The organism is Spirilliplanes yamanashiensis (assembly GCF_016863475.1).
GTDB classification, from domain to species: Bacteria; Actinomycetota; Actinomycetes; order Mycobacteriales; family Micromonosporaceae; genus Spirilliplanes; species Spirilliplanes yamanashiensis.
Window position 1 is genome coordinate 13600 of record NZ_BOOY01000041.1, and the last position, 25949, is coordinate 39548.

The following is a 25949-nucleotide window of genomic DNA, read 5'->3' on the forward strand; positions in this document are numbered from 1 at the left end:
ATTTCCCCTGATGAGGAGTACCTCCATGCGTGGAGTGGTCATGCACGCGCCCGGCGACGTCCGCGTCGAGCGACGCGAGGACCCGCAGATCATCGAACCCACCGACGCGATCATCCGGCTGTCGGCCAGCTGCATCTGCGGGTCGGACCTGTGGCCCTACCGCGGCGTCGAGAAGCTCGACGGACCCTCGCCGATGGGACACGAGTACGTCGGCGTGGTCGAGCAGGTCGGCGACCAGGTCAAGAACGTCAAGGTCGGCGACTTCGTGGTCGGCTCCTTCGTCATCTCGGACAACACCTGCGAAATCTGCCAGGCCGGGTTCCAGTCCAAGTGCGTGCACGCCGAATTCGTCGCCGCGACGATCGGCACCCAGGCGGAGAAGGCCCGCATCCCGCACGCCGACGGCACGCTGGTCGCGACACCGGGCCAGCCGGATCCGGAGCTGATCCCCTCGCTGCTGGCCGCCTCCGACGTCCTGGGCACGGGCTGGTTCGCCGCGGTGGCCGCCGAAGCCGGCCCGGGCAAGACCGTCGCGGTCGTCGGTGACGGCGCCGTCGGCCTGATGGCGATCCTCGCGGCCAAGCAGCTCGGCGCGGAACGGATCATCGCCATGTCGCGGCACGCGGACCGGCAGGCGCTGGCCCGCTTCTACGGCGCGACCGACATCGTCGAGGAACGCGGCGACGACGGCGTGGCGAAGATCAAGGAACTCACCGGGGGTCTCGGCGCGCACAGTGTGGTCGAGGCGGTCGGCACCCAGGAGGCGTTCATGCAGGCCGTTGGCGCCACCCGCGGCGGGGGGCACTTGGGCTACGTCGGGGTCAACTACGGCGTGACCATTCCCGGCTTCGACCTGTTCCTCGCCGGCATCCACACTCTCGGCGGTCCGGCGCCGGTACGCCGGTTCCTGCCCGACCTGATCCAGCTGATCTGGGACCGCAAGATCGACCCGGGCAAGGTCTTCGACCTCGAACTCCCGCTCGACCAGGCCGCCGAGGGCTACCAGGCCATGCACGAACGCCGTGCCACCAAGGTCCTGTTCACGGTCTAGTCGAGGTTCAGGTCGGTACGCGCAAGCGCCGGGCCGAGGGGTTCACGCACACGTACGCCGTCGCACGGCTGGACGGCTGGACCACCCCGCCCGGCGCTGGCCCGGCTGCGGAGCCGGAGCGGCGGGCGCCGTACCGGACGCGTGCGATCTGGTACAAGCGCCGCAAGTGATCAGGTCGTCGGCCCTGGCACGCCCGGGGGCCGACGCCTGCTGGGGCGGCCGCAGGTGACGGGGATGGCGGGTTCGGTCACGATGCTCGAGTGAGCGACCGATGGCAGCGCGTACTCCGGCGGGTCCGCGGGGCCCGCGGATGGCGGTGGGCGACCAGCCGGGCGGCCGCCGGCTGGCGGTACCTAGCGCGCGGCTGGCGGTGGCTGCGGGCCCACCCGCTGCTGCTGTGGACCGGAGCGGCGGTGCTGGTTCTGGTCGGCTACGGGGTGGCGGTGTGGGCGGCGCCGCGGCTGCTCGGGGTGCCGGAGCTGACCGGCACGCCGGGGCCGGGAGAGGTGCTGGCCGCCCGGCACAACGCCCGCCTGCTGGTGGTGTCCCTGGCCGGCGCCCTGGTGGTGGCCGTTGGTCTGCTCTACACCGCCCGCAACTACCGGCTGGCGCAGCGGGGGCAGGTCACCGACCGGTTCACCAAGGCCTTGGAGCGGCTCGGCTCGCCCGAGCTGTACGTGCGCATCGGCGGCATCCACGCCCTCGCCCACGTCATGCGCGACGCACCCGGCCACCACGGCGACATCGTCGAGGTCCTCGTCGCGTTCATCCGGCACCGCGCCCCCCGCGCTACCGCGGATTCGAACATCCGATCGCCGATCTACCCCCGGCCCGCGCTGCTGGCCGAGCCCGAGCCCGACGTGCAGGCAGCGTTGACCGCCCTAGCCCGGCGCCCGCACCGCCCGGGCGCCGAGTACCGGATCGACCTGCACGACCTGCACCTGCGTGGCGTGAACCTGGCTCAGGCGCAGCTGCAGGAGGCGAACCTGAACGGAGCGCAGCTGCAGGGGGCGAACCTGTTTAGGGCGCAGCTGCAGCGCGCGATCCTGGTCAGGGCGCAGCTGCAGCGCGCGAACCTGTTCGGGGCGCAGCTGCAGGGCGCGGTCCTCGGCGGGGCGCAGCTGCAGCACGCGGTCCTCGGCGGGGCGCAGCTGCAGCGGACGATCCTGGGCAGGGCGCAGCTGCAACGCGCGATCCTGCATGGAGCGCAGCTGCAGGGCGCCAACCTGGACGAGGCCCAGCTGCACGGCGCGGACCTGACCGAGGCGGTCCTGGTGGGCGACGCCGGGCGGTGCCGGGTGTCGGCGCAGCAGCTGGCGGTGGCCCGGTCGCTCGTGGGGGTGGTGTTGCCAGACGATCTGCGGGGCGAGCTGGTGGAGCTGGGGGTGTTAGAGGCCGACGCCGGTGAGCGGGTTGGCTTTCCACCGGTCGACGGTGTCGATGTAGCGGGCCAGGACGGGGGAGCCGTCGGTCCAGCCGGCGTGCCGGGCGATGCGCAGCGGGTCGGCGCCGGCCCGGTAGGTCTCGGTGGCGAACCCGCGCCGCAGCGAATGCCCCGAGTACAAGGTGGCGGCGTCCAGGCCGGCGCGGGTGGCGGCGCGGCGGATCAGGTGGGCGACGGCCTGGCCGGTGAGCCGGCCGTCGAGGCTGCCGAGGCCGTGCGGGGCCCGGCCGAGGGTGCCGTGGCGGTCGATGCGGCGGAACAGCGGCCCGCCGATGATGCCGCGCTCGGCGAGGGCGGTGGTCCACGCGCCGAGGGTGCGCACCGGGCAGGTGTCCGGGTGCGTTCCGTAGGGCAGCGCGCTGATGCGGCCGGCGGTGCCGGTGCGGGTGAAGGTGTCGGTCTTGGACCGGCGGATGGTCACCTGCAGGCCGGCGCCGGTGACCTCCAGGTCGGCCAGGTCGAGGGCGACGAGCTCGCTGCGCCGGGCGCCGAGGGCGAACCCGGCGACCAGCAGCGCCCGGTCCCGCAGCCCGGCCAGGGTTGACACGTCGCAGGTGTCGACCAGGGCGCGCAACACGCTTACGGTGACCGGCTTGGCGGTGCGGGTGCGGCGGCCGGCGTCGGCGGCCTCGCGGCGGTAGCCGCGCAGCACCCCCCGCGCCGCGTCGGTGGGCAGGGGCCCGGCGCCGGCGGTGCGGTGCGCCACCGCCAGGGCGGCCAGGGCCCGGTCGATCGTGGACGGCGCCCGGCCGGCGGTGGCGAGGGTGTCGACGTAGTCGGCCGCCAGGACCGCCATCTGCCCGGGCCCGGCCCGGTCCAGCACGGCGGCGAACCCCGCCGCGAGCACGGCGTCGCCGACCCGCCCGGCCGCCGGCGGCGCCAGCCCGGCGGGCAGCAGCCCACGGCCGGCCACCCAAACCAGGAACCGGCGCAGATCCCCCCGATACGCCACCCGGGTCGCCTCCGCCGTCGCCCGGCGCAACCGCGCCCGCGCCGACACCGACAGGCCGCCCTCCGGGCCGGAGATCGGGAACACCACGGCGGCCTCCGGCCGGGGGCCCGGCACCACCACGATCTCGGCGGGGGAGACGTCGGCGGCGCCGGCGGCCACCGGGCGGCCGGAGTCGTCGGCGGAGTCGTCGGCGGAGGCGTCGGCGGAGGCGTCGGCGGAGGCGTCGGAGACCTCGGCCGGGTGGTCCGCAGGGCCGGGGTCGGCGGGGGTGTTCTGATGCACGGGAAGGAAGCTTATCGGGAATCAGGGCTCGCGGTTTTCCGGGACGAAAGATGCTGAGATTCCTTTCGATGACGGTCGATGCCCGCGTGGAAGCCGGGGGCTCAGCGCAGCTTGTCGATCAAATCCGTCAGCGCCCCGATCCGCTTGACCGCGTCGGCGCCGTTCTTGTTGAACAGCGCGATCAGGCTCGCCGCCAGCACCGGCGTCCCGACGACGACCAGCTGGCCCGCCACGATGACGGCGGCCGCCACGGCGCCGGCCGTCGGGTGCCCGGCCAGCGCGCCACCGCCGGCGGCCGCGCCCGCACCGACGGTGGGCAGCACCCGGGCCGCGACGGCCCGACCCCGGCGGGCGGGGGAGGAATTCTTCAGCATCTCTCACCTCCCTTCAAGATCATTTCCTGGGCATCAAAAAAGCCCGGGCCGGGACGGCTCGGGCTTGGGCAGGTCAGAGGGCTCGTGTCGTGGCCGGCCGCCAGCAGTGCGGTGGAGCGGGTTGGCCGGTCGCGGACACAAAAAAGGCGGGCCCGGGTGGGTCCGCCAGATGACTTCCTATTTTTGGGTGCAATTGTAGCACCAACAACATCGTTGCAAGATCTTGGCGGGATGTCAAGGTGCCGACGTTTCCGCAGGTCAGTGAGTAGGGCAACCGCTTCGCCGCTTCTTGACAGCGACAACTACGGTTGTCGCGTGGCCGCCACGTCCAAAGGAATCCCGATAGACCGGCAGCTCGACGACCTGGTGACCGAGTTCGCGCTGCTGATCGCAGGCGCGCACCGGGCCCCTTCTGACGGCTCGGCGCCGCAGGACGACGTCCGGGCGTACACCTTGGCCGTCATCGAAGCCTGCACGTCCTTCACCCGGCTGCTGGATCAGCGAGCAGACGACGCGGCCCAGCACGCCCGCGACAGCCACGCCAGCTACGCCGAGATCGGCGCCCGGCGGGGCATCAGCCGTCAGGCCGCGCGCCAAGCCATCCTGCGTCATCGGCACCGCGCCCGCGAGCGCCACGATGCCTTGCGAGCGTCGCTCCCTGCGGATCCGGACGACGACCGGGACTTCCGCTACCAGCAGAACCTCTTCCTGGACGACATGGAGAGCCGGTGGCCGCCCCGCTCCTGGCAACACCGGGCGCCCACCGGCCTGCGCACGGTCCGCCTGCTCGACGGGCCCGCCGCCGATCACACCTTCCGACTACCGGCCGGCGACGACGCGTTCCCGTTCATCGACCACTACGAGGTCTTCGGCCGCCAGCACGACCGGTACGCCCGGTACACCGCAGTCTCTCCGGCGAGCGACCAGTACCGGTTCACCGGTGAATACTTCGTCCGCTGGTTGTAGCCCACAGACCTGTAGCCCCAACGTTGCCGTTGGTTACGGGCTAGCTGCGGCTGGGCCTGCTGGTGCCGCCTCGACGGCGGCAGCCCGTGCCGCGCCGACGTCCTGCTCCTGGTGGCCCCCGGCGCCGGCCCGCTCACCGCGTACGCCCGGCTGAGCCGGTGACAGGTCCTCGAGTCACTCGTAGACGAACCGGCCGGCCATGTTGCGGAGCAACCGGGCGGCGAAGCGCAGCCGCGACGGGCCGGGCTTCCGGGCGAGGGGGCCACCGGAGGCGTCACCAACGGGGCGTTGATACCGACCCCCGGGGTAGACGCGACGGACGGTACGGCGGGGTCGGTGCGGCCTTCGTGTTCTAATGCCGGGGAACGGTCCGTAGGTACTTCATCGCGCTCAACGCGTGGTCGTCTCGGCTGAGCCCGGCCACCCTTCATCGGCGTCGGGAACGGTTGGACACCAGGTGCCGCCGGAGTACAGCACGATCCGTTCGGACCACGTCGATGAGTCGACGGCGAGGTCCAGGCTGCGGCCTGGGGTGCGGTCTAGCCAGTGCCGCAGGCACGTCGACAAGTGGGTGACGCTGTCCGTGGTGTATCGGAACACCATCGTGATGATGATGGGCGGCTCGGCCATCGTGGCCGGAACGTCGTCGACCCGAGGCCGACACCGCACGGGCATCGCCCCGACCTGCTCGTGCAACTCGGTGAAGAGCAGGTGCAGTTCGTCACGCCACGACGGATCGTCACCGGCCAGGCGGTCGCTAGCCGGCGCAAGGGTAAGCGTGGCGATCCCCGTCTCCTTTTCGTCGCGTGACTGCCTCGTGCTGCCCTGCGGAGCGGATCGGGCAGAGTGCAGGAGCGCCACGGCCGCGAGGTTGGCGATCGCCCCTCCGTCGGCCGGGAACCACTCGTGAAGAACGTGGTCAGCCTGCCCGTAGTAGCCCAGCTTGACGAGGAGGTCGACCAGCTCGGCCGCCGCGGCGGCGACATCGTGGTCACCGCGAGGGTGCACGATGCTGTTGCGGAGGTGGGCGATGCGCCGGGCCGCCGCCACTTGCACGGCTGGGGTGCGCCGGCGTAGCCGCTGCGCGCCGGGTGTGCCGAGGGAGGACCGTTCGAGCAACTGGTCGATGCGTTCCACGTCTACGTTGCGCTCATCCATCGGACCCGCCTCCTGGCTGCTGGTTCTGCTCCTTCTGGCGCCACCGGTAGAGCACGCCCTCGATCGCACGCACGGAAACCTCGTCGAGCAGTTCGACGATCTCCTCCTGGGTGTAGCCGTCGATCGTCAACGCGAGGACCGCCCGGGTCCGGTCATCGACGCGGCCGAGGTCGTCACACACCCGCTGGTTGCCGACGGTGATCACGCACGGGTCATCGATCCGGCCTTCGGTCGGCGGCGGGGCGGTCCCCGGGTCGCCGCTGTCCTGCAGCCGCCACTTCTTGCGCTGTGCCCGGCGTTTGCGCACCTCGTTGGGGAACACGTACAGACAGGCGCCCATGAAGTAGGTGGAGAGGCTAGCCCCGCCTTCGAGCCGCCAGCCGCCGTTGACCAGGGCCTGCTCGCGGAACCGCGGCAACGCGAGCGCGACGGTCATGATGGCCAGCTCCTCGCGGGCGTCGGACTTTCGGAATAGCTCCTCCAGCTCGTCGCCGGACGGATTCAGGGAGAACCCGCGCGCCGCGGTGAGCTTGAAGATGAAGCCGGAGTGCATCCAGCCGCGCAGCACCGACATGGCGTACGCGGCGAGTTCGTTCTCGAACCGCTCGTAGGCGCGGCCGGTGAAGTTGCCGGCGGCGAGCTCGACCAGCAGCGCCTGGTCGGCCTCACGCCGCTGGAGGCTTTCCTGCAGGCGCCGGGCCTCCTTGGCGAACGCCGACGTCATGTTGGTCAGCACCTGGTCGACCGACACGGGCCGGCCGAGTTCGTCGCCGAGCCGGACGCCAGGTTGTACGACAGCAGCCGCGCGCGCCTGCCCCGCGGGCGTCTCGCCCGCCGCGCCGCCGCCGTCCACTCTCACTGTCCGCCCTTTCGGTCGTCGCCGAATTCGCCCCAAACCCGGGGGCGCCTTCGGCGCCTGGGACCACCTTCGGCGGCCCTGCCGTGCGGGTGGCTGATCAACCAAAATCTGCCTGTCAGTCACGACGCAAGCTCAAAACAACTGTCTTGTAAGTGCGCCGCCCGGACCCACCCCACGGACATTTCCGAACTTTTTCTGTGAGCTCTCCGGCTCAGATAAATGTGCAGGTCAGGCGTGGGGTGCCCCATCCTTCACGACTTACTAGCGGGTGTCCTTTTCACTACCCGACTGGAGGTTCTCCGGTGACACCGACACCCCCCGGCCCGCTACTGACCGTTCGCGCCGCCGTCGTCCTGCTGATCACCCTGATCCTCGGGGTGTTCGCTGGCTGTCTCGCGTACCTGGCCGACCATTCTGTCCCGGCGGCCGTGCTCTGGGGCGGCGGCGCCGCGGGCGGATCCCTGCTGCTGTTCCACACCATCATCGGACGGTGACGGGCGGCCACCTTCCGGCGCCGACCAGCAACGCCGGCGCCAGGAGGTGGCCGCCCGCCTGGGCGGTCCCACCCTCTCCCCATGCTGGACCCGCTCCTGCCGCTCGGCACCGGCACCGTGCCGTCGGCGACGCTCAGGCCGTGCGCGACGCCATGCGCCGCGTGTCGTACAGGTTGATGGCGTCCCGCAGCATCCCGCTCGCGAGACCGAACGACACCTGCGCAAGGCCCGCGGGTGTTTCGACGTGGAGGGTCACGACCCCGTCGACGTCGTCGCCGACGGGGGTGGAGAGCAGGATGTGGGAGGGCCACTCCTCGGCGTGGGAGAGTGCGCTGCACATGCGCCACTGGAACAGTTGAATGTCGCTCAACCGCGGGTGTTTGGTCGCCGCCTTGACGATGTCCGCCCAGCCCGGCAGCCGCTTGTCGATCTCGCGCCCGGGAATCCCGTGGGCCTCGCCGATCCCGCGCAGCCGCTCGAGAACTTCTGCCAGCGGGGCGGCCGCCGCCTGCTCATCGGGGCCGGCGTTCCTGAGCATGAGGGTGAGCGCGGTGTCGCGGTTCTTCGCGTTACCCGCTTCCAGCTGCAGCCGGCGCCGCACGCGCTCGGGTTGATCAGCCGGCTGAAGGAGCCAGCTGACCACCGCCGCGTTCTCCATGCCGGCGCGGATCAGCGTGAAGGTTGCGAACGTGGGCAGGGTCGCGGCGTCGACCAACAGCAGCTTGACCGCGTGAAGGTTGTCGATGGCGCTGTGGAGGCGGTGCTGCGCTGCGTGGCTCACGCGGTATGGATCGGCCCACCGGTCATCGCCGTGCAGCGCGGAGCCGGGCTCGACGGCCCAAGCACCGAGGTCGGTGCGCCGCTGACTCCACTTCACGACGTCGTCGAACAGCGCGAGCGGGATGCTGGTGGTCGGATCCGGCGCAGTCACGCCCAGGACAGTAAAAGCCGGGTCCGTCGCTCTCCACCTCATTACGCCTCCGCGCTGCGGCTAAGCCCCGTCTGGACTCTCGGAATTGTCGGAGGCCACCGGCATCATCTGGGCAATAACCTCCAAAGGAAGGATTCGGGCATGAGAGTCGTGCCGGACCCGGGTGGCCGGGCATTTCTGCAAGTTGACCCCGCCGATGCCGGCGATCCCCTACTGGCCTCCATCGAGGACTGTCTGCGCATCTGGACTCACGGCCACATGTGAACGACTCAGCCGTACGGCGGGTGCCGGTACTTCCGGCTGAACGTGCAGCTCAGCGAGGCCCACCGGCAGGAGTTGACCGCCGTGATCTCCACGTTCGGACAGAGCCAGGTCGAGCCCGGGGAGTACGTCCTGCGGCTCGGCGCCGACAGCCCCGAGCAGCGAGAGGCGGTGCGCCAGCTCCTCGATGCCGCGGCCGACCGCGCCGGCTACGCCCTGGGATGACGCGGGATGCCGCGCCGGCAACGCTGGATGCCGGCGCGGCCAGCACACCTGCGCTGGCCCTCGGCTGGCAGCCGGGCGTAGCGTGCGATCGGTGGAGGTGCTGGTCGAGGCAGCGATGCAGACCCCCGACGGCCGGTGGCGCGTTGAGGTGGTGCGGCGTCGCGGGCAGCGCAGTCAGTGGTACCGGGTGCTGCGCGACGACGAGGTGGTCCTCGACTGGCTGTCGATCACCGCGGTGGAACGGATCCTCGTCGAGGCCGGCGTCGACATGGCCGCCCTGGCGCCGGTCGTCGCCGACGCCGCGGCGCCGACCGACACCGCCGAGCCCGAGCGGATCCGGACGCCGCGGCGCCTCCGCGGTGGTCCCGACGCAGGTCACGGCGCGGCCTGACCCAGTTTCGGTCGTACCCACCCCGTACGGCCCGGGAGTGGTCCAGGGGATGCAGCCGGTCGACAACGCGGACGAGACGACGGCCGCGCACAACCTGGTCGCCCTCCTCGACGCGGCCCGCGACCGGGGCGCCGCCCCGGCGGGCGATCCGGAACGCGACCCGGCGGCCGACCGCGGCGGCCGGTTCGCCTGGAGCGTCCCGATGGCCGGCGAGTCGACGATCCGGATCCTCATGCCCGGCGTCGACCTCAAGCAGATCCGCGCGATGTCCGCCGACGCCCCCTGCCTGTTCCCCAACGCCGGCGGCGAGTCGCCGTCGCAGCGCGACGCATGGTGGTGGAACGACGCGGTCGGCGTCCTCGCGTCGTCGGCGCGGTGGTCGACGGACCCCGGCGAGTAGGCCCTTACCCCGCGGCGAAATCTGAACTACGGACGTGTAGTTCGTCGATGACTCTTGCCCTTGACCTGGGCGAATGCGAGCGTTGATCGAGTAGGGGAGCCTCGCCGGCGGCAGCAATGGACCTCTGAAGGTCATGTCCACCCATCGGCCGGGCTCCCCGCTTCGCGTTCGCGTGCGTCGCGCGCCTCCTGCTCCTCCAGCAGGGTGAGCCACCGCTCCACCGACGTCTGCCGGACGAAGGCCGGCGCCGTTCGCGGTCCGCGGTCCGCGCATGAGGGCGGGGCAGCGACGTGTCGATCTGCCGGGGCCGGGCAGCGCTGCCGCGGCCGGTCGCGCGCAGGGTGACGTCCTGACGGCGCAACCGCCCGCGCCCGTGCCCGAGGCCCACCCAGCGACGCTCGACCAGCTCGAGGCGCACGTCGCAGCCCGGCCAGGATCAGCACCGCACCCTTCTTGCGGGCACGCGCCGCCAGCGCGCGGGCGACGGCGGCGCTCGGCGTGGCCGGTGGCCTGACCACCACGACGTCGATGCCGTCGAGCAGGATCCCGGCCACCGTGGGCCAGTCCGGTGCCGTACTCGTCGGAGAGGACGACCGGTGTGCGGTGTCAGCTGCGGGAGGTATTCGCCGCTACCGGCTTTCAGACTTAGCGATTCTGGCCGCAATTAGGTCCACGATGCCGAACAAGTCGCCCGCGATTGGGTTGACCAATTCTGACCACTTGTAGTCGATGGAGTGGATTTTCCGGGCCGTGTCCAGTATGCCGACGGTCGCTCTCGTCTGGCCGTCAGTCTCCACGTGTGCGAATTGCAGTGGTCCGACATTAGGATTATATCCCACCAGGGCATCCGCGTTCGCCCCTAAGTCGTACAGAAGTTCAGAGTACATTTCGAAAGGTTCAGTTTCGGCCGGCGGCCGAACAGTCCGTTCCGTGTTCGCGCGCTGCTTACCTAAATCTGCTGCCAGGAGAGAGCCGATTTCATCGATTTGGCACGCGAAAGTCGAAGGCTCGCCGGAGCTGTTGAGTACATGCAGGGCAATCTGTCGATTAGTGTCGAACTCGACGCGTGCTGCATAAAGGCCAAAGGCGATGCTCTCGCGCTGCCATGCTGAGATGTGAACTAGAGCGCGGCCCTGACCGACAGCGATATTGAAAGCGTCGCGGTCGTCGGTCAGGGCCATCGTTCCTCCAGTGGTTACATCCGTCGGTTCTTCACCCAGTTCGGGCACTTCCCGTCGTAGCCCTTGCAGAATGCAGTGATGACGCCGAAGGACTTGTGGTCTGCTGGCCAGATTCGGAAGTCGTGCCCGAGGATGATTTCGGTGCGTGCCACATTCTTGCACTTCCGCGTGAAAAAGTTGCCGGTGCACTTTGTGCGGATGATCGGGTGGCTTGTGTAGTTGTACTTCTGGCCGGCGACGTGCTGTTTCAGCTTCGGAAATCGGGTTACGTTGCGCAGGTTCCGCTCGTCCAGGTTGTGCTTCTGGATCACCTTCGTCAACCCGAAACCGTTGTCTTGGCCGTTCGCGTGGGTCTGGTAGTAGCCGTAGCGAAGAACGATCCGCCCCCAGTTAACATCATCCCACATAGAGACGATATCATGCCGTCCGGTGCCACCCATGGCCGTCATTTGTTCTTCAGGGTTCTCGGCCTGGTACGGTGCCGAATTCTCGAACATGGATTGCGCCATTACGCCATCTGCGGGAGGCGGCGTGGTGCCCGGGTATGCCTCCGCCCATTCTTCCTCGAAGGTGTCGTCGTTCGCGAACTCCTGGGCGAGGTCAATTCCGTTCGGGGTTTCTGGTTCGTCGATCTCGCTAGCTGTTGCGGTGGCTCCGTCACCCGCGACGACGGAGGTGATCGCCTGCTCAGAGTACCCGGCCGCCTGCATTTTTGCCTTCAGATCCTGCGCGGAGATCTCGGTGTTGAGCGGCCAATCGATGCCGGTGATCGCAACGTCGGTGTCGACGGGGTCGGAGTAGTTGATCAGCGTGCGGGGAACCATGCTGGCAGGTGCGTTGCGGCTGCTGAACTTCTTGAAGCTCGCCCAAGCATTTTCGTTCGTGGCCCTGATCCCCATGAACGCCAAGCTCTGGCCGGCATCGGCGGCGCGTTGCCAGAAGCTGGTGGCGTCGACGGTGGCCCAGTTGTTGTCGCAGGCAGTGGTGGCGCCCCAGGTGGCGTCGGTGGTGGCTTCCTTGACGTACCAGACGGGCTGACTGGTCCAGGTGTGGAAGTTGTACCAGCGTTCGGTGGACCAGATCTCCCAGTTGGCCTTGGCGCAGGTCGGGGCGTTGATGTTGCCGCTCTCGTAGTTCCACAGGCTGACGGTGGCCGAGGAAATGTACTTGCCGGTAAGGGTGTGGCTGTTCCAGCCGATGAATGCGCGGCTGCGCTTGTTGTTGGCCGGGTTGTACCCGATCTGGATCCAGCCGGTGGAGTCATTGGCAGCGGTGCTGCCCTCCTCCATCCAGCGGCTGTAGTAGGTGTAGCTGCCGTTGAGCTGCGGATCGACCGTCACCGGGTACACGGTGTCGGGGCTGTTGAGGAAGTTCTGGTCCGGCGTCAGCGTCAGGGTCGCGCCGGCGCCGGCGAGCTCGGAGGTGGTGCTGGCGACGCGATCGGCCGTCGTCATGGTGATTGGCTTGATCGCGGCGGGGTCGCCGTCGGCGGTGGTGCGGGCGTCCCACATCAGCGGCGGCGGGGTCGAGGCGACCGCTTCGCCGCTGTCGTCGACGAGGGTGACGGTGCCGTCGGTCGAGCGCTGATGGTCAGCGATGTCGTCGCCGGCGATCGGAACGACCAGCTTGGCGACCTCGTCGGCGGCATCGCGGTTCTTCACCACGTAGAAGCTCTCGATGCCGGTGTAGGTGGCCTCGACAATCAAGTCAACACCGGGTTTGACCTCCCGGTACGTGGCCTTGGGTCCCTCGAGCTCGGGCTCAGGCAGCGGCCCCGTCCAGCCCATCGCGACCTCATCGTCGCCCGACCCAACCGCGGCGAGTTCGTTCTCCCCGGAGTGGCTGGTGGCACCGGAGAGGGTCACCCCCAGTGGGTGTGCCTTCGCGGCAACGGTGCCGTCCGCCTGCTCGGTCAGAGTCAGGTCGACCGGGACCCAGTCGTTGTCCTGCTTCACCCGCACCGGCAGCGCTTGGATCTCCTGCTGGAAACCGCCGGAAGGGAGCGCCCACACCAGCGTGGTCTCCGATGTCATGGCTGCAACACCGACCTTGCCGCCACACTTAAGCGCGGCCGCCGCCGCCTCGACCTCCGTTGGCAGCTCCGCCGGGCAGGGTGCCTGCCGCGACTGGCTCGGTTCCTGCGCAGCTACCGGCTGCGCCGTCACCTGCACCAGCCCGCCAGCCAGAACCGCCGTCAACACGCCGGCTACGCGTGTATTGCGGCGCCGCCATGCCGACCCGGCGGTCGGCCCTACCCGTGCTCGCACTGTGCCCTCCGTCTCGTTGAGTGAACCGAGGGCACCCTTCGACACGGCAGACTCCCAGGTAAGGGTTCCTAACGAAGCAGCAGATAATGGAGGTAACGCTGGCATGCAGCGAACAGGGCCTGCGGCGTGACCCGTCGCGCCAGGACATGGGCGCTAATGGCCCTTATGTCAACCTAGGTTGACACGGAGTTGGCCTGGCGGCGCTGGGCCTGCCGGTAGGCACGCTGCCGACAGGCGTTGCGGCAGAACGCCCGCTCGGGGCGGGCGTACGGAGGGAGCGGCCGCCCACACCCCCATCTCGCACACAGCCTCGGCAGCCACTCGACCTGGAAGGGAACTCGGAACTCCTGGCGATATGCGAGGGCCAGGTGCGCCGGCAACACCGGTTCCGGCAGGCGCCTCGCCAGCATGTCGACCAGGGTGTAGAGCCGCCCCAAGGCGAGCGAACGGGCGGGATCTGTCCTCCGGCGCCGCCGGCTGCGGTCGTACCGGCGTTGCCGACACCCGTTGGAGCAGAACTGGCGGTCGCTGCGGCTACCGGCTGGCAGTTGAGCTGGGCACATCCGGCAGTAGCGCTGCGCGTCAGTCACAGTGACTCATGGTATTTGCGTTACGCGGAAACCTTACGCCTGTGCACCCGCACATGATTTTGAGCAGCGGAAACGCCGCGACGTCCACTTTGATCAGCCTGGCATAAGTGCCCAGCGCCGTCCGCGGCGGCCCGCACCCTGTTGACGGAGTTCGGGGGCGACGCGAGGGCCTGACACTCGACGGCACCCGCATAGCTAGACGCCGCTTCGGGCTCCTGACGCGCGTTTCAAGATCAGGAAGGCATGGAGTCTGTGAAAGACGGGGTAACGCCGAAGATGATCAGCAGCTCGCGCTGGGCGGATGACGAGGCAGGCTCGCGAGCGCACAGCGGGCGTCAGCAGGCCCCAGCCGGACCAGCGAGCTACCGCCTTGTCGTTCTGGCGCTCCTGGTGCTCTTTGCACTGGTGGTAGGGCTCCTGGGTGGCGCGCTGTCAGCGCTGGCCGGCGTCCATCCCGCGCTCGCGGTCATGGCTGGCGCCGGATCGTTCGGCTCCACCATGCTGCTCGGCGTAGCCGTCTGGCAGGTGATGAAGTAGCGGCCCGCACCGCGTTTCACTCGTCGAGCGGCAGGACCAGGCGGCCGCCACCGTGGGCGCTACGTCCAGGAGTTCCCGGGTTCCGACATGGTCGCTCCGGCGATCGAGCAACTGGCCCCACCGACCACGTCGGCGGTCCTTCAGCGGTGGATGTACGACACGCTCCTGGCCGTGCCTGAGCTGGCTGCTCAAGCCTTCAGGGGGTCGGAGTATCTCGTCGGGCCCCGGCCGTTGGCGTACGTGGCCGGAAGTGCAGCTGGTCCTGCTGCCCACGACGTCGCAGTGGCTCGCTCCCGCCTGGGTGTCCTACTTCGGAGCAGCCCGAGAGAACGGCTATCCGGCGTGGGCTGCCGCGCTGCGCCAGTGGGATGAGCGGTGGGGTGCCGCTCTAGTTGCCGCCTGGGGAACGATGCTGCAATTCGTCACAGAACGCCGACCGGCGCCCGGGCCCCAGGCGTGGGACCTTGCCGGACAGTTGATGGCCATCGGCGGCAGCCTGCAGTGCGAACAATGGCAACTCGCTCTCGCCCTCACTCGCAGTGATGCTTGGTTCGTGCACGATCGGCCCTAGTGCTTTTACCCCTCGCCTTTCGACAGGTCGACGCCGCGCTGCGCCATGAAGATCACCGGATCCACCGCGCCCGCCGCACTTCGGTCTCCGGCGAGATGCACCTCGAAGTGGAGATGCGGTCCGCTGCTGTGGCCGGAGGATCCGACGTAGCCGATGATCTGTCCGGCGGCCACCCGCTGACCAACAGCGACCGTCGGCTGGACGAGCATATGGCAGTAGCGGGTGATGATGTCGTCGGTGTGTTCCACGTCGACGTACCACCCACACCCGGGCGTGGCGGGTGAGCCGTCGCGGTTGCACCCGTAGCTGGCGGGTTCGATGTCGCAGCGCACGATGATCACGCTGCCTGCTGAGGCGACACGGATCGGTGTGGCGCGGGCCGCACCCAGATCGACCCCGTCGTGGCCCGGCCGCGCAGACGTGCGGAACCCTGAGACGATGCCGGCCTGTACCGGAGCGACCCACTCGCATGTCGGTCGTGCTTCGTCGTCGCCGCTTGGTGGACACACGGGCTGGCACGCGCCAGTGAGGACGATCTTGCCGGTGGCGGCTGCTGCATCGGCGGCCAGTGCCGTCGCGAGCGGTTCCCACTTCGCATACGCCGCCGGGTATTTCGAGCGCTGCACCGCTTGCGCCGCCTCGGTCAGCGGCATCCGTTCCCAGCCGTTGACCGCGCGGAGGCGCCGGTAGAACGCTGTTGAGGCGTACACCGGGTCGAGGATCTGCGCCGCTGTGCCCCACCCCTGGCTCGGACGCTGCTGGAAGAGCCCCAGGCTGTCGTGGTCGGTGGCGACCGCCTTGTTGATCAGGCTCGACTCCTGCAACGCCGTCGCGATGGCGATCACCTCGCCCCGGTACGGGACGCCGAGCTGGACCCCGACCGTGTAGATCGCCCGCGCGTTGCTGCGCTTAACGGCGCTGAGTTGCTGAAGGCCCGGAGAGGACTCGCCGGAGGCGGTTGGCGGGACCGGTGAGCTGCACGTGCTCCGCTCCAGGGCGCCGGCCGCCGCGGCCGTCACCGCGATACCTGCCGTCATGACGGCGGGCAGCGTCAGGACGGCGAGGAGGACCGCTCGAAGCTTCACGCGGCGAAGCCCCCCTTCGTGGCGCGGCGAGGGCATGTGGAGGTATCCCGTGGCGTCGACGGGATGGTGGTCCCGGTGGACCGGGCGAGGTGTGGGATCGGCAGGGCGTGACCGAGATCGGGTCAGGCTACGCCCGGTCCACGCATCGTTGTCAACGGATGTACCCGCCGCAGTTTCGGCTGCTCACGGCTGCGTGGATCACGACTGCGGCCAGCCGTTCCGGTGATGTCGGCGTGCCGCATCGGCCCTGCGGAGATCCGCCGAACGGCTATATCGACGCAGAGCCATGAACCGATTGCTTGCTTTCCGTTGACTTCGACCGTCGTCTCGCTCTTACAGTGGCGATCTCGCGTGACGAGAAGCTGTTTCCGCAGCTCAACACGCATTTTCGTGCGCCTGCCGGGGCGTACGGGGAACAGGAGCCGATCCATGTCGTTGCTCACCGAGACCGCCATAATCCTGGCGGAAGTCCCAAATCCGGCACCGGTCGATCCCACGGGTGGGGCCAAGGGTGTCAGCCTGCTGATCTCGTACGCGAAGTGGGGCGTCGTCATCGTCTGCGCCGTGATCACGCTGGTGTCGTTCGGTTACATGGCGGCCGGGAACCTGCAGAACCGGCCGGAGGCCGCGGAGCGCGGCAAGCGCGCGTTCGTCTGGTCGTTGATCGCGACCGTCGGGGCCGCGCTGGCCATCCCGCTGGTCAATAACGTCTTCGGCGCGGCGTCCTGATCGGGGTCCGGTCGTGTCGGGGGACTTCCTGGCGGCACCGCGCGCCTCGGCGCGTTGGCGGCTGTCGGCCGTGGTCCTGGCGGTGGTCGTCGGCGCCGGGCTCGCGCTGTGGGTGACGGGTCGGGGCGACGATCGCGCGCCGGCGGCCTTGCCCAGCGTCGCGCCGAACTCCGGGACCGCGCCGCCACCGAGTGCCGTCCGGCCGACCGGTGAGCCGCTCCGGCTGGTGCGCGGCGGCAGGGTGGTCGACGGCCTCCACGTCGGGTTCCCGCGGTCGACTGCCGGCGCGGTGTCGGCGGCGGTCGAGTTCTGGACGCAGCTGGGGTCCACCCTGGACCCGGATCGGGCGCGGTCGATCGCCCGGCGGATCGCCGTGCGGTCGTGGAAGACGGCCGGCGAGGAGCTCGCCGCCGGAACGGTCAGCACGCGCCGGCAGCTCGCCCTGCCGGCCGCAGGCGACGTCCCGCCGGGTACCTCCGTGAGTCTCGGCCCGGTGGCGTACCAGCTGCGGGATCCCGGCGAGGACCGGGTGACCGTCCTGGTGCTCGCCTACCTCATCACGACGACGCCGACCGTCGGCACGCAGAGCAGGATCGGAGTGTTTCCGGCACCGCTGCGGTGGGACGACGGTGACTGGCGCATCGAGCGAGCGCAGGGGCGCAGCGACTATCGTGGCCTGCAGGCACAGCCGGGCAGCCCGGAGGCTGTCGCGGCCGGCTGGCTGGACTTCGTGTCATGAGCGCCCTGGCGGAGGCGCCGGCGGCTGAGCCGTGCGGCTGGGCCAACCCCTTGGCCTGCGCCGGGGACGTGGTCGGTGGCGTGGCGGGCGGCGTCGCGGGTTCCGCGTGGGAGGCGGTGTGCCGGTCCTTCGCCGACGCCGCGGTGAGCCTGCTGGAATTCTTCGCCAACGGATTCGTCACCATCGGCTCGGTCGACCTGCAGTCCCCGGGTGTGCGTGACGTGTACGCGACCAGTCTCGGCTTGGCGGCGCTCGTCGCCGTGTTCTTGCTGCTGGTGCAGATCGCGCGGACGGCGATGACGCACGAGGGATCCGCTCTCGCGTACGGGCTGGTCGGCCTGGGCAAGGCGGCTCTGGCGTTCATGGTGACGCTGACGGTCGGCGGTGTCGCCCTGGTCGCCGCGGACGAGGTGACCGCGTTCATCGTCAACCGCGCGTTCGGCAGCTCCGAGGGCCTGCGGGACAAGCTGGCCGGGTTGTTCGCGGTGGCCCCGACCACCTCGCCGTCGCTGCTGCTGATCCTGGCGATCGTCTGCATCCTGCTGGTCGTCGTGCTGTGGTTCGAGCTGCTGCTGCGCAACGCCGCGCTGGTGGCCCTGATCGCCACCTCGCCCATCGCCGCGGCCGGGCAGATCAGTGAGACCACCAAGGCGTGGTGGCCCAAGCTTGTCGGCGCGACGATCCAGCTGATCGTGCTCAAGCCGGTGATCGCGCTGGTGTTCGCCCTCGGCCTCAACGTCACCGGCGGCGCCCGGGACGTCGCCACGCTGCTGTCCGGGCTGGTCGTGTTGCTGCTGGCCGCCCTGGCGTGGCCGGCGATCGCCCGGTTCTTCACGTTCGCCAGCGTGCAGATGGGCGGCGGCATGGGCCTGGCCGGGCTGCTCGGCGCGGGCTCCAACGCGGCGAACGCCCGCAACGGCATGCCGGTCGGCGCGGACCCGAACCAGTTCTCGCAGACCGCCGAGGCCCGCACGATGGGCGCGCACGCGGGCCGCGCCGGGGGCGCGGCAGGGACGTCGTCCGGCGGGGTCGGCGGCGCGTCGGGCGGCGCGGCGGCCGGGGGAGCGGCAGCGGCTACGGGTGGGGCGGCCGTCGCGGTATTTGCCGCCAAGGCGGTGCTGGATACGGCGCAGAAGGGCGCGAACGCGCTCGTCGGCAAGTCGGAGCAGATGGCCGGGCACGCCGGTCTGGACCGTGCGAACCCGCACGCCAACCCGGCCGGATACCCCCGCCACGCGGCACCGGCGTGGCCCGCCCGGCACGGCGATCCGCCGCCACCGCCGGCCCACGAACCGGCCCACGGCGACGACGACGATCCACCACCACCGGTACCGCCGCCGACCGGGTCATCGCCGGTTCAGCACCAGCGCGCGCCGCAGGCGCAGGCGGTCGAGCAGGAACGGGAGCGTGATTGACGATGGGCCGACGCGACCGCGGCGACGTCGCGCACCGCGACTCGGGCGCGCGCACGTACTTCGGGTGGCAGCAGGAGCGGGTGGCGTTCCTGTTCGGCCTGTCCGGGCAGCGGGTGGCCATGCTCGCCGCGGCGGTCGTGGCCGGCGCGTGGCCGCTGTCCGCCTCCAGCATCGCCACCGCCGTGGTCGCCTGGCCGGTCGCCGGCGTCCTGGCTGTCCTGGCGTTCCTGCGGGTGGGCGGCCGGACCGTCGACGAGTGGGCCGTCGCGACTGTCTCGTACGGCGCCACCCGCGGTCGGGGGCAGCACAAGTTCATCTCCGGAGCCTTCAACCCGAGCGGCGGCAACGACGCGGCCAAGCCGATGGACCTGCCCGGCATCCTGGCCCCGGTGCGGATCCTCGACGCCCGGATGCCCGACGGGCAGCCCCTCGCCATCGCCCACCACGCGATCGATCGCACCTTCACCGCCGTCGCCTGCGTGCGGTTCCCCGGCATCGGCCTGGTCGATTCCGCCCGCCGTGACCAGCGGGTCGCCGGTTGGGGTGCCCTGCTCGCCGGGCTGTGCACCGAGGGCAACCCGATCACCCGGGTCCAGGCGCTGCAACGCCTTATCCCCGAATCCGGGGCGGCGCTGCGTCGCTGGCACGCCGACCATGTGCACCCGGACGCGCCCGCTGTAGCCGCGGATGTCACGGCCGGGCTGCTGGCTACCTCCACCCTGGCCACGTCGCAGCGCGAGGCGTACCTGGCGTTCACGATGGACGCACGCCGGCTGGCTCGGCAGATCAAGAACGCCGGCGGGGGCACGGTCGGCGCGGCCGCCGTGCTGACCCGGCAGTTGCGGGCGCTGGCCGCGGCGATCGGCACCGCGGACCTGCAGGTCGAACGGTGGCTGGCACCCCGGGACCTGGCCGAGGTGATCCGGACGGCGTACGACCCGGACATCACCCGGCACCTGGCCGACCGGCGCGCCGCCCACCAGCACACCGCAACCGGCACGCCGCCCGGCGTCGACCCGGGCGTCGCCGGCCCGGCCGCCGCCGAGTCCACGCCGGGCTGCTACCTCCACGACGGCGGCCGCTCCGTCACCTACTGGGTGCACGACTGGCCGCGCTCGCAGATCTACTCCACCGCGCTGGCGCCGCTGCTGGGCGAGGGGCAGCACCGCCGCGCGTTCTCGCTGCACGTCGAGCCGCTCGGCCCGCGGGAGGCGGAACGGGAGGTCATGCGGGAGCGCACCTCCCGCTCGGTGGCCGTGCGGATGCGGCAACGCACCGGCCAGATCGTCCCGGAGCACGAGCAGGCGGCCCTGGACCGGGCGACCGCGCAGGACGCCGAGCGCGCCGCCGGGCACGGCCTGGTCCGGTTCACCGCGTACGTCACGCTCACCGTCACCCGGCCCGACGAGCTCGAGGACGCCTGCGCCGCGCTGGAGGCCGACGCGGCAGCGGCGCGGATCGAGCTGCGCCGGATGTGGTTCGCGCAGGACGTCGGCTTCGCCATGTCCGCCCTTCCGCTGGGGTTCGGGCTGCCCCGCCGGCGGTGGTGATGTCATGTTCCGACGCCGCGCAGAACTCCCGGTCGCCGACCTCGGCGGCATCCTGGCACCCGCCGTCGCCGTACCGAAGGCGGGTAAGCCGCCGAAGCCGCCGCGGCAGCACGGTGATCAGCACCGAGTGCCGCCGCGGCGCGGGTACGCGCGCCCGTTCGCCGGCCGCGCCCCGATCCCGCCCGCGGTGCCGACCTTCCGTGGCAGCACCGGCCAGGTCCAGGGCCTTTACCCCTGGCTGTACGGGGCGTCGCTGCCGCCGGTCGGCGCCTACATCGGCGTCGACACCCTCTCCGGCGGCGCCTTCTCCTGCCACCCCCTCGAATGGCTGCACCGCGGCCTGATCACCAACCCGAACATGCTGATCACCGGCGTCCCCGGCGCCGGCAAGTCGGCGACCATCAAGGCGATCGGGCACCGGCTCATGGCGTACGGCGTGCGCATGTTCATCCCGGGCGACCTCAAGAACGAGTACGCCGACCTGGCCCGCGCCGTCGGCGTCGAGCCGGTCGAGATCGGCCCCGGCCTGCCCGCCAGGCTCAACCCCCTCGACGCCGGCCCGCTCGGCCGCAACCTGCCCGCCGACGAGCACCGGCTGCGGGAACGCCTCGACGAAGTCCACCGCCGCCGCCTCACCCTGCTCGCCGCGCTCCTCGTCGTCCGCCTCGACCGCAAGCTCACCCCCACCGAGGAAGCCGCCGTGTCACTGGCCGTCCACCACGCGGCGGGCGGGGGAGCCCGGTACCGGCAGCTGCGCGACCCGACCATCCCCGAGGTCTGGGCGCTGCTGCGCGACCCGACCGCGGACATGGCGCACGAGCTGCGCATCCGAGGCGACGACCCGCACGAGCTGCGCGAGATGATCCGTCCCGCCGCCGACGCGCTCGGCAACATGGTCCACGGCTCGCTGTCCGGCCTGTTCGACGGGCCCACCACCGTCCGGCTGGACTTCGACGCCCCGATCCAGACGGTGGACCTGTCCCGGCTGGAAGGCCGCGGCGACGACACCGTCGCCATGACCCTGGCCTGCGTGTCCTCCTGGGGGCAGGCGGCCGTCGACGAGCCCGACGGCCCGGTCCGCTTGGTGGTGCGCGACGAGCTGTGGCGGGCCATGCGGATCCCCGCGATGGTCCGCAAGATCGACTCCGATCTGCGGCTGTCCCGCGCCCAGGGCACGATCCAGGTCCTCGCCACCCACCGGCTCGCCGACTTCGAGGCCGTCGGCCCGGAAGGTTCGGCCGAGGTCGCCATCGCGCAGAACCTGATCGCCTCCTGCGACGTGCGGATCTGCCTGCACCAGGACACCAAGCCGCTGCAGATGACCCGCGACGCCATCGGCCTGACCGACACCGAATGCGCCCACATCGCCTCCTGGTCGGGCGAGCAGGTCGGCCGCGCGATCTGGAAGATCGGTCTGCGCGCGTCGCACGTCGTGCAGACCGTGCTGCACCCGGTCGAGCGCCGGCTGTTCTACACCAACGCCCGCATGACCATGCCGCCGACCGGCGGCGCCGCCCGATCCACGTCGGTGGAGGTCGGCCATGGCTGATCACACGATGGTCCGGCGGCCGCTGCTGCAGTCGCCGACCGACTACCTGTTCGCCGTCGCCCTCGCCGCCGCGGCGACGGCGCTGATCGGCGTGTGGACGGTCGGCCAGCTGGCGGGCCTGGTCTTCCGCGGAGCGTGGCCGCACACCCGCTTCGGTGACACCAGCGCCATCCTGGCCCGGCTGCCAGGGCACCTGGCCGATCCTCGCCAGGCGTGGCCCGTCGCTGCGCAGCCCGACCTGCCCGGGCCTGCCGGCTTCTACACCACCGCCGGCGTGATGCTGGTGCTCACGACGCTGGGCGCCATCGGTACATCGCGCTGGCTCGGCGACCGACGCCAGCACCGTGGCTTCGCCTCCCCGCGGCAGATCCGCCACGCCTTCGGCGAGAAACAGGTCCTCGCCCGCACCGCGACAATGCGGCCGTCCATCAGCATCTGCACGATCGGCGACGTCGCCGTCGACCTCGGCCGGGCCCTCGGTCGGCGGCTGTGGCTGCCCATTGCCACCAGCGTCCTGCTGCTCGCCGCACCGCGGCAGGGCAAGACTTCGCAGGTGATCATTCCGTGGCTGCGCGCCTGGCCTGGGGCCGCGCTCGTCACGTCGGTGCGCCGCGACGTCGTCCTGAACACGATGACCCTGCGCGCCGACCGCGGCCCGGTCGCCGTCATGGACCTGTCCGGCACCCGCTGGCCACACCCGCTGCGCTGGTCCCCGACCAGCGACTGCGAGCGTTTCGACAAGGCCCGCCTGCGCGCCGACGTCATGGTGCAGGTCGGCAAGCCCGAGATTGGGGGAGCGGACTCCACCAACGCCGGCTTCTTCGGCGCCACCGCCACGAACCTGCTCGCCGCGTGGCTGCACGCGGCCGCCCTGACCGGGCGGAGCATGTCCGACGTGCTGCGCTGGGCCCTCGACGAGTCCGACGACGAGCCGATTCGGCTGCTTGCCGCCGCACCGGGTGCGGCGCCCGGCGTCGCCGCGATGCTCGACACCATCTACCGCTCACCCGTCGAGACCCGCTCCAACATGTGGACGACCGTGCTGACCGCCGTCGCGCCGCTGCTCTCCGACGCCGCCCGCGACGTGTTCTGCCCCGAGCCGGGCGACAGCATCGACCTCGAAGACGTGCTGACCCGGCGGGGAACGATGTACCTGCTCGTCGACGAGAAACAGGCCGGCGACCTCGCCCCGCTCATCTCCGCCTTCGTCGACGAACTCACCGTCGTCGCCCGCCGATTCGCCGACCGCACCACCAGCGGACGCATCGACCCGCCTTTGGCACTGATCCTGGACGAGGTCGCGAACGTCGCCCCGCTGCCCAGCCTGCCCGCGCTCATGTCCTACGCGGCCGGGTCCGGCATCTTCGTCGTCGCCGTCCTGCAGGACATCGCCCAGGCCCGGCACCGCTGGGGCCGCGACGGCGCCGACATGCTCTGGGGCGCCGCCACCACCAAGATCGCCCTCGGCGGACTCTCCGGCGACGAACTCGCCGAGTTCTCCAAGCTGGCCGGGGAGTACCGCGAGACCGTCCACTCGTGGACCCACAACCACCGCCACGGCGTCACCGACCAGGCCAACCTCACCGACCGCAAGACCCTCGCCCCCGACCGCGTCCGCACCCTGTCCGAAGACCGCCGGCAGGCGCTCGTCGTGCACGCCACCACCCCCGCGGTCCTGGTGTCGATGGTCCGGCACTACGAATCCGAGAACGCCGCCGACTACGCCCGCAGCGTGGCCGACACCCAGACGGCGCTCACCGCCCACGCCGACGCAGCGCGCCGTGGCTGACTACGACACCACACCCGTCGCCCGGCTACGACCGGGCGGACGCGGCGCCGCCGGCCCGGCCCTCCGGACTCGCCGCCTGCCCAGCGGCCCCGCCGGCGCCGGCGGCAAGCCACGCGTTGCGGGCCCGCTGGTGCGCGAATGGCACGCCATGACGCCCACCGACCGCAAGGCGGCCTGGATCGAACTCGTCGAGTGGGTTATCTGGCTGCACGACCGCTACGAACTGGCCACCGAGCACCGCCTGCCCCAATGCTGGCCGTTGCACCCGGGCCTCATCGAGGAGCTCGCCGCACTCAAGGCCTGGCGCGGGGAGATCTATACCGCCGACCAGCCGGCCGGGCAGGCCGCCCGCTACTGGCACGCCGAACTGCGCCACGTCATCCACGCCGCCACGACGATCTACGCCGCCGGCTGCCGCGCCGGACACCGCACCCCGGCCGCCCTCGCCGCCGCGGACACCGACCTTTGCGCCCAGTGGCTGAGAGCTGACCCCCTCGCCGCCGTACCGGCGGCCCTGCTCGCGAGCACGGCCAAGCCGCGTGCCGGCGACCAGCGGATAGGAGACCCGATGATCCACGACGCCCTGCACCGCGGTGAAGCGCGACCTCTCGGCCAGCAGATCACCGACTACGTGCACTACCGCGACCAGTGGTGGACCGCCCACCCCGACGGTGGTTGGACCGTCGTGACGGATCCCGTGTTCACCGCCGAACTCGACTCCGCCGCCGACCGGATGGCGGTCGCCGACGCCGCGGTCGCGGCCGAACGCGCCCGCCGCGCCGCCCTGGAAGGGGGAACCAGCTGATGCATTCCCTGGCCGACCAGGCTGAACTGGCCCTCATCGGCGCCCTGCTCGCCGAGGAGCCGCCGCCGGCCGAGGTGAGCTACCTGCGCGCCGAGGACTTCGCCCACCGCGCCCACGGAACCCTGTTCGAAGTCATCACGAAGCTGCGGCACGATTACCCGGCGTTGTACGGCGACGCCTTGATCAATGTCGTCGCCCTGCGCGCCGACACCCGAGGCGTCGACGCGTCATGGCTCGCCGACGTGCGTAACGCCTGCCCCGAGCCCGCCCACGTCGCCGCCTACGCGCGAATGGTGCAAGCGGCCGGCTTCCGGCGCGACGTCGCGACGCACGCCGAGCGCATCGCCACCGCCGCCGCCCACACCGTCGACGTCGACGGCCAGGCCCACCTCGTCAAGCTCGCCGACGCGCTCGCACGCCAGGCCGAGGTGTACGCCGCGTTTCACACCTTCCAAGCCGCCGATCCCGACCATGTCGGCACCGGGCCCGTGGACCAGTGGCGGGTCGCCACGGAGGAGGAACTCCTGGCCGACCTGCTCCAGCACCCGGAGCAGGCGTCCGACATCGCGGTGTTCGTGCACCGCGACACGTTCACCAGCGAGCAACGACGGGAGGTCTTCGAGACGCTCGTACGGCTCGGCTACGACGGCGAGGACATCGACGAGGTCATCGTCTGCTGGGAGATGGCGCGGACGCGCGCCCTCACCCCGCGGGACCCGGATGGGGTTCGAGCGGACGCCCGTGAACCGGATGTGGCGCTGCTACACCGCCTCGCGACCACGCGAACCACGCGCAGTGCCATCGAGGCCGGTCGCGACCTCGTTGCCGATGACATCCAAAGGTCCCTGGCTACGCACCTCGGCGGGCTTGACTCGACCCGACCACGGACTGAGCCGGTAGCTGAGCGGACGGCGGGCCTCGATCCGCATCTGCACCCACCCGCGCCCCTGGCACCGCCGGCGTCGCCGATACCCCGCATCGAGCGATAGGCCGGAGGTCGAACCATGGCCGAGCCTGCTCGCCGGTTGAACGAGGACAGGGATGCCGGGTATCCGCTGGAGGTCACGTACGAGGAGATCCGCGCAGCGAGCGAGCGCGGCGACGTGGTGCCGCTGTCCGACATCATCACCGACATCGTCCGCTACCGCGACCACTGGTGGATCGCCCACACCCATACATGGCTGTTGATCACTGATCCGGCCACGATCGCAAAGCTGGATCGTCATGCCGACTGGGCGAATCCGAAGCTTCTGCAGGATCCGTAGGGCTCCGATCGGCGATCAGTCACCGCGCATCCTCAGCGGCATGTGAATGCTTGGCCCAGGTTGCGTGCTTGGCGCACGAGGGCGGCGAC

At 70.8% G+C, this 25949-nt stretch carries 26 protein-coding genes and 1 pseudogene; 18 read left to right on the forward strand and 9 right to left on the reverse strand.

What is annotated here, in order from left to right:
* Nucleotides 1-25: 25 nt before the first annotated feature.
* Together Sya03_RS28520 and Sya03_RS31925 are read left to right on the forward strand one after the other, a co-directional pair.
* On the forward strand, nt 26-1051 hold the full coding sequence (locus Sya03_RS28520; RefSeq protein ID WP_203941535.1) for a zinc-dependent alcohol dehydrogenase family protein: 1026 nt from the start codon (nt 26-28) through the stop codon (nt 1049-1051).
* A gap of 713 nt (nt 1052-1764) precedes the next feature.
* Nucleotides 1765-2274 (forward strand): annotated as a pseudogene (locus Sya03_RS31925) (pentapeptide repeat-containing protein); the annotation flags it as partial.
* 165 nt (nt 2275-2439) lie between these two features.
* On the opposite strand, the gene Sya03_RS28530 reads toward Sya03_RS31925, so the two are convergent.
* Together Sya03_RS28530 and Sya03_RS28535 are read right to left on the reverse strand one after the other, a co-directional pair.
* A complete protein-coding gene (locus tag Sya03_RS28530; protein WP_203941536.1) occupies nt 2440-3729 on the reverse strand; it encodes a site-specific integrase in 1290 nt (429 codons plus the stop codon).
* A 101-nt stretch (nt 3730-3830) separates the two neighbouring features.
* Nucleotides 3831-4103, reverse strand: a complete 273-nt coding sequence (locus Sya03_RS28535) for a hypothetical protein (RefSeq protein WP_203941537.1) — start codon at nt 4101-4103, stop codon at nt 3831-3833.
* Nucleotides 4104-4418: 315 nt separating this feature from the next.
* Between Sya03_RS28535 and Sya03_RS28540 the strand changes: the two genes are divergently transcribed.
* Nucleotides 4419-5069 (forward strand): hypothetical protein, encoded by a 651-nt coding sequence (locus Sya03_RS28540; protein ID WP_203941538.1) that lies wholly within the window; start codon nt 4419-4421, stop codon nt 5067-5069.
* A gap of 390 nt (nt 5070-5459) precedes the next feature.
* On the opposite strand, the gene Sya03_RS28545 is transcribed toward Sya03_RS28540, so the two are convergent.
* Together Sya03_RS28545 and Sya03_RS28550 are read right to left on the reverse strand one after the other, a co-directional pair.
* Nucleotides 5460-6227, reverse strand: a complete 768-nt coding sequence (locus Sya03_RS28545; RefSeq protein ID WP_203941539.1) for a hypothetical protein — start codon at nt 6225-6227, stop codon at nt 5460-5462.
* Nucleotides 6220-7080, reverse strand: a complete 861-nt coding sequence (locus Sya03_RS28550) for an RNA polymerase sigma factor (protein ID WP_203941540.1) — start codon at nt 7078-7080, stop codon at nt 6220-6222. The genes Sya03_RS28545 and Sya03_RS28550 overlap by 8 nt, the downstream gene beginning before the upstream one ends.
* Nucleotides 7081-7388: 308 nt before the next feature.
* Between Sya03_RS28550 and Sya03_RS28555 the strand changes: the two genes are divergently transcribed.
* On the forward strand, nt 7389-7580 hold the full coding sequence (locus tag Sya03_RS28555; RefSeq protein WP_203941541.1) for a hypothetical protein: 192 nt from the start codon (nt 7389-7391) through the stop codon (nt 7578-7580).
* A 133-nt stretch (nt 7581-7713) separates the two neighbouring features.
* Here the strand turns inward: Sya03_RS28555 and Sya03_RS28560 are convergent, their stop codons facing one another.
* Entirely contained in the window at nt 7714-8511 is a 798-nt protein-coding gene (locus Sya03_RS28560; protein ID WP_203941542.1) for a hypothetical protein, read from the reverse strand.
* A 306-nt stretch (nt 8512-8817) separates the two neighbouring features.
* Between Sya03_RS28560 and Sya03_RS28565 the strand changes: the two genes are divergently transcribed.
* From Sya03_RS28565 to Sya03_RS28575, 3 genes are all read left to right on the forward strand, one after another.
* Nucleotides 8818-8997: a hypothetical protein gene (locus tag Sya03_RS28565; protein ID WP_203941543.1), complete on the forward strand. Its 180-nt coding sequence runs from the start codon at nt 8818-8820 to the stop codon at nt 8995-8997.
* 91 nt (nt 8998-9088) lie between these two features.
* Nucleotides 9089-9388 (forward strand): hypothetical protein, encoded by a 300-nt coding sequence (locus Sya03_RS28570; RefSeq protein WP_203941544.1) that lies wholly within the window; start codon nt 9089-9091, stop codon nt 9386-9388.
* A gap of 49 nt (nt 9389-9437) precedes the next feature.
* Nucleotides 9438-9788: a hypothetical protein gene (locus Sya03_RS28575; protein WP_203941545.1), complete on the forward strand. Its 351-nt coding sequence runs from the start codon at nt 9438-9440 to the stop codon at nt 9786-9788.
* A 131-nt stretch (nt 9789-9919) separates the two neighbouring features.
* On the opposite strand, the gene Sya03_RS32005 is transcribed toward Sya03_RS28575, so the two are convergent.
* Genes Sya03_RS32005 through Sya03_RS28585 form a run of 3 tightly spaced genes read right to left on the reverse strand, consistent with a single transcriptional unit; the run spans nt 9920 to nt 13170 of the window.
* A complete protein-coding gene (locus tag Sya03_RS32005; RefSeq protein WP_503167692.1) occupies nt 9920-10411 on the reverse strand; it encodes an ImuA'/RecA-like NTPase in 492 nt (163 codons plus the stop codon).
* Between the two features lie 6 nt (nt 10412-10417).
* The gene (locus tag Sya03_RS28580; protein ID WP_203941546.1) at nt 10418-10969 is read right to left on the reverse strand and encodes a hypothetical protein; all 552 of its coding nucleotides are present in this window, start codon (nt 10967-10969) and stop codon (nt 10418-10420) included.
* Nucleotides 10970-10983: 14 nt separating this feature from the next.
* Nucleotides 10984-13170, reverse strand: coding sequence for a DNRLRE domain-containing protein (locus Sya03_RS28585; protein ID WP_203941547.1), 2187 nt, complete (start codon nt 13168-13170; stop codon nt 10984-10986).
* Between the two features lie 899 nt (nt 13171-14069).
* On the opposite strand from Sya03_RS28585, the gene Sya03_RS28590 reads away from it, so the two are divergent.
* Both Sya03_RS28590 and Sya03_RS31930 read left to right on the forward strand, forming a co-directional pair.
* Nucleotides 14070-14363, forward strand: a complete 294-nt coding sequence (locus Sya03_RS28590; RefSeq protein WP_203941548.1) for a hypothetical protein — start codon at nt 14070-14072, stop codon at nt 14361-14363.
* A gap of 250 nt (nt 14364-14613) precedes the next feature.
* Nucleotides 14614-14934, forward strand: coding sequence for a DUF4253 domain-containing protein (locus Sya03_RS31930; RefSeq protein WP_203941549.1), 321 nt, complete (start codon nt 14614-14616; stop codon nt 14932-14934).
* A gap of 5 nt (nt 14935-14939) precedes the next feature.
* Here the strand turns inward: Sya03_RS31930 and Sya03_RS28600 are convergent, their stop codons facing one another.
* Nucleotides 14940-16055, reverse strand: a complete 1116-nt coding sequence (locus Sya03_RS28600; protein WP_203941550.1) for a M23 family metallopeptidase — start codon at nt 16053-16055, stop codon at nt 14940-14942.
* A 393-nt stretch (nt 16056-16448) separates the two neighbouring features.
* Between Sya03_RS28600 and Sya03_RS28605 the strand changes: the two genes are divergently transcribed.
* The 9 genes from Sya03_RS28605 to Sya03_RS28645 all read left to right on the forward strand — a co-directional run bounded on the left by Sya03_RS28605 (nt 16449) and on the right by Sya03_RS28645 (nt 25860).
* A complete protein-coding gene (locus tag Sya03_RS28605) occupies nt 16449-16748 on the forward strand; it encodes a hypothetical protein (RefSeq protein WP_203941551.1) in 300 nt (99 codons plus the stop codon).
* A gap of 82 nt (nt 16749-16830) precedes the next feature.
* Nucleotides 16831-17487, forward strand: coding sequence for a DUF8175 domain-containg protein (locus tag Sya03_RS28610; RefSeq protein WP_203941552.1), 657 nt, complete (start codon nt 16831-16833; stop codon nt 17485-17487).
* Complete coding sequence (locus tag Sya03_RS28615; protein ID WP_203941553.1) at nt 17484-18902, forward strand: hypothetical protein; 1419 nt, start codon at nt 17484-17486, stop codon at nt 18900-18902. Before Sya03_RS28610 ends, Sya03_RS28615 begins: the two co-directional genes overlap by 4 nt.
* Before the next feature lie 2 nt (nt 18903-18904).
* The gene (locus Sya03_RS28620) at nt 18905-20452 is read left to right on the forward strand and encodes an SCO6880 family protein (protein WP_203941554.1); all 1548 of its coding nucleotides are present in this window, start codon (nt 18905-18907) and stop codon (nt 20450-20452) included.
* Between the two features lie 4 nt (nt 20453-20456).
* A complete protein-coding gene (locus Sya03_RS28625) occupies nt 20457-22001 on the forward strand; it encodes a putative type IV secretion/conjugal transfer ATPase (protein WP_203941555.1) in 1545 nt (514 codons plus the stop codon).
* Nucleotides 21994-23790 carry a type IV secretory system conjugative DNA transfer family protein gene (locus tag Sya03_RS28630; protein WP_203941556.1) on the forward strand — a complete coding sequence of 599 codons (1797 nt, stop codon included), beginning with the start codon at nt 21994-21996 and terminating at the stop codon, nt 23788-23790. The genes Sya03_RS28625 and Sya03_RS28630 overlap by 8 nt, the downstream gene beginning before the upstream one ends.
* 148 nt (nt 23791-23938) lie before the next feature.
* Nucleotides 23939-24595: a hypothetical protein gene (locus Sya03_RS28635; protein ID WP_203941557.1), complete on the forward strand. Its 657-nt coding sequence runs from the start codon at nt 23939-23941 to the stop codon at nt 24593-24595.
* Nucleotides 24595-25584, forward strand: coding sequence for a DnaB-like helicase N-terminal domain-containing protein (locus Sya03_RS28640; protein ID WP_203941558.1), 990 nt, complete (start codon nt 24595-24597; stop codon nt 25582-25584). Before Sya03_RS28635 ends, Sya03_RS28640 begins: the two co-directional genes overlap by 1 nt.
* A gap of 15 nt (nt 25585-25599) precedes the next feature.
* Nucleotides 25600-25860 carry a hypothetical protein gene (locus tag Sya03_RS28645; protein ID WP_203941559.1) on the forward strand — a complete coding sequence of 87 codons (261 nt, stop codon included), beginning with the start codon at nt 25600-25602 and terminating at the stop codon, nt 25858-25860.
* The last annotated feature ends 89 nt before the right edge of the window (nt 25861-25949 follow it).

What these genes read in the sequence shown, in the direction of transcription:
- Sya03_RS28520 (WP_203941535.1), top strand. Translation starts at nt 26, where the DNA reads ATGCGTGGAGTGGTCATGCACGCGCCCGGCGACGTCCGCGTCGAGCGA.
- Sya03_RS28535 (WP_203941537.1), bottom strand. Translation starts at nt 4,103, where the DNA reads ATGCTGAAGAATTCCTCCCCCGCCCGCCGGGGTCGGGCCGTCGCGGCC.
- Sya03_RS28545 (WP_203941539.1), bottom strand. Translation starts at nt 6,227, where the DNA reads ATGGATGAGCGCAACGTAGACGTGGAACGCATCGACCAGTTGCTCGAA.
- Sya03_RS28575 (WP_203941545.1), top strand. Translation starts at nt 9,438, where the DNA reads ATGCAGCCGGTCGACAACGCGGACGAGACGACGGCCGCGCACAACCTG.
- Sya03_RS28580 (WP_203941546.1), bottom strand. Translation starts at nt 10,969, where the DNA reads ATGGCCCTGACCGACGACCGCGACGCTTTCAATATCGCTGTCGGTCAG.
- Sya03_RS28590 (WP_203941548.1), top strand. Translation starts at nt 14,070, where the DNA reads ATGGAGTCTGTGAAAGACGGGGTAACGCCGAAGATGATCAGCAGCTCG.
- Sya03_RS28600 (WP_203941550.1), bottom strand. Translation starts at nt 16,055, where the DNA reads ATGCCCTCGCCGCGCCACGAAGGGGGGCTTCGCCGCGTGAAGCTTCGA.
- Sya03_RS28605 (WP_203941551.1), top strand. Translation starts at nt 16,449, where the DNA reads ATGTCGTTGCTCACCGAGACCGCCATAATCCTGGCGGAAGTCCCAAAT.
- Sya03_RS28615 (WP_203941553.1), top strand. Translation starts at nt 17,484, where the DNA reads ATGAGCGCCCTGGCGGAGGCGCCGGCGGCTGAGCCGTGCGGCTGGGCC.
- Sya03_RS28620 (WP_203941554.1), top strand. Translation starts at nt 18,905, where the DNA reads ATGGGCCGACGCGACCGCGGCGACGTCGCGCACCGCGACTCGGGCGCG.
- Sya03_RS28625 (WP_203941555.1), top strand. Translation starts at nt 20,457, where the DNA reads ATGTTCCGACGCCGCGCAGAACTCCCGGTCGCCGACCTCGGCGGCATC.
- Sya03_RS28630 (WP_203941556.1), top strand. Translation starts at nt 21,994, where the DNA reads ATGGCTGATCACACGATGGTCCGGCGGCCGCTGCTGCAGTCGCCGACC.
- Sya03_RS28635 (WP_203941557.1), top strand. Translation starts at nt 23,939, where the DNA reads ATGACGCCCACCGACCGCAAGGCGGCCTGGATCGAACTCGTCGAGTGG.
- Sya03_RS28640 (WP_203941558.1), top strand. Translation starts at nt 24,595, where the DNA reads ATGCATTCCCTGGCCGACCAGGCTGAACTGGCCCTCATCGGCGCCCTG.
- Sya03_RS28645 (WP_203941559.1), top strand. Translation starts at nt 25,600, where the DNA reads ATGGCCGAGCCTGCTCGCCGGTTGAACGAGGACAGGGATGCCGGGTAT.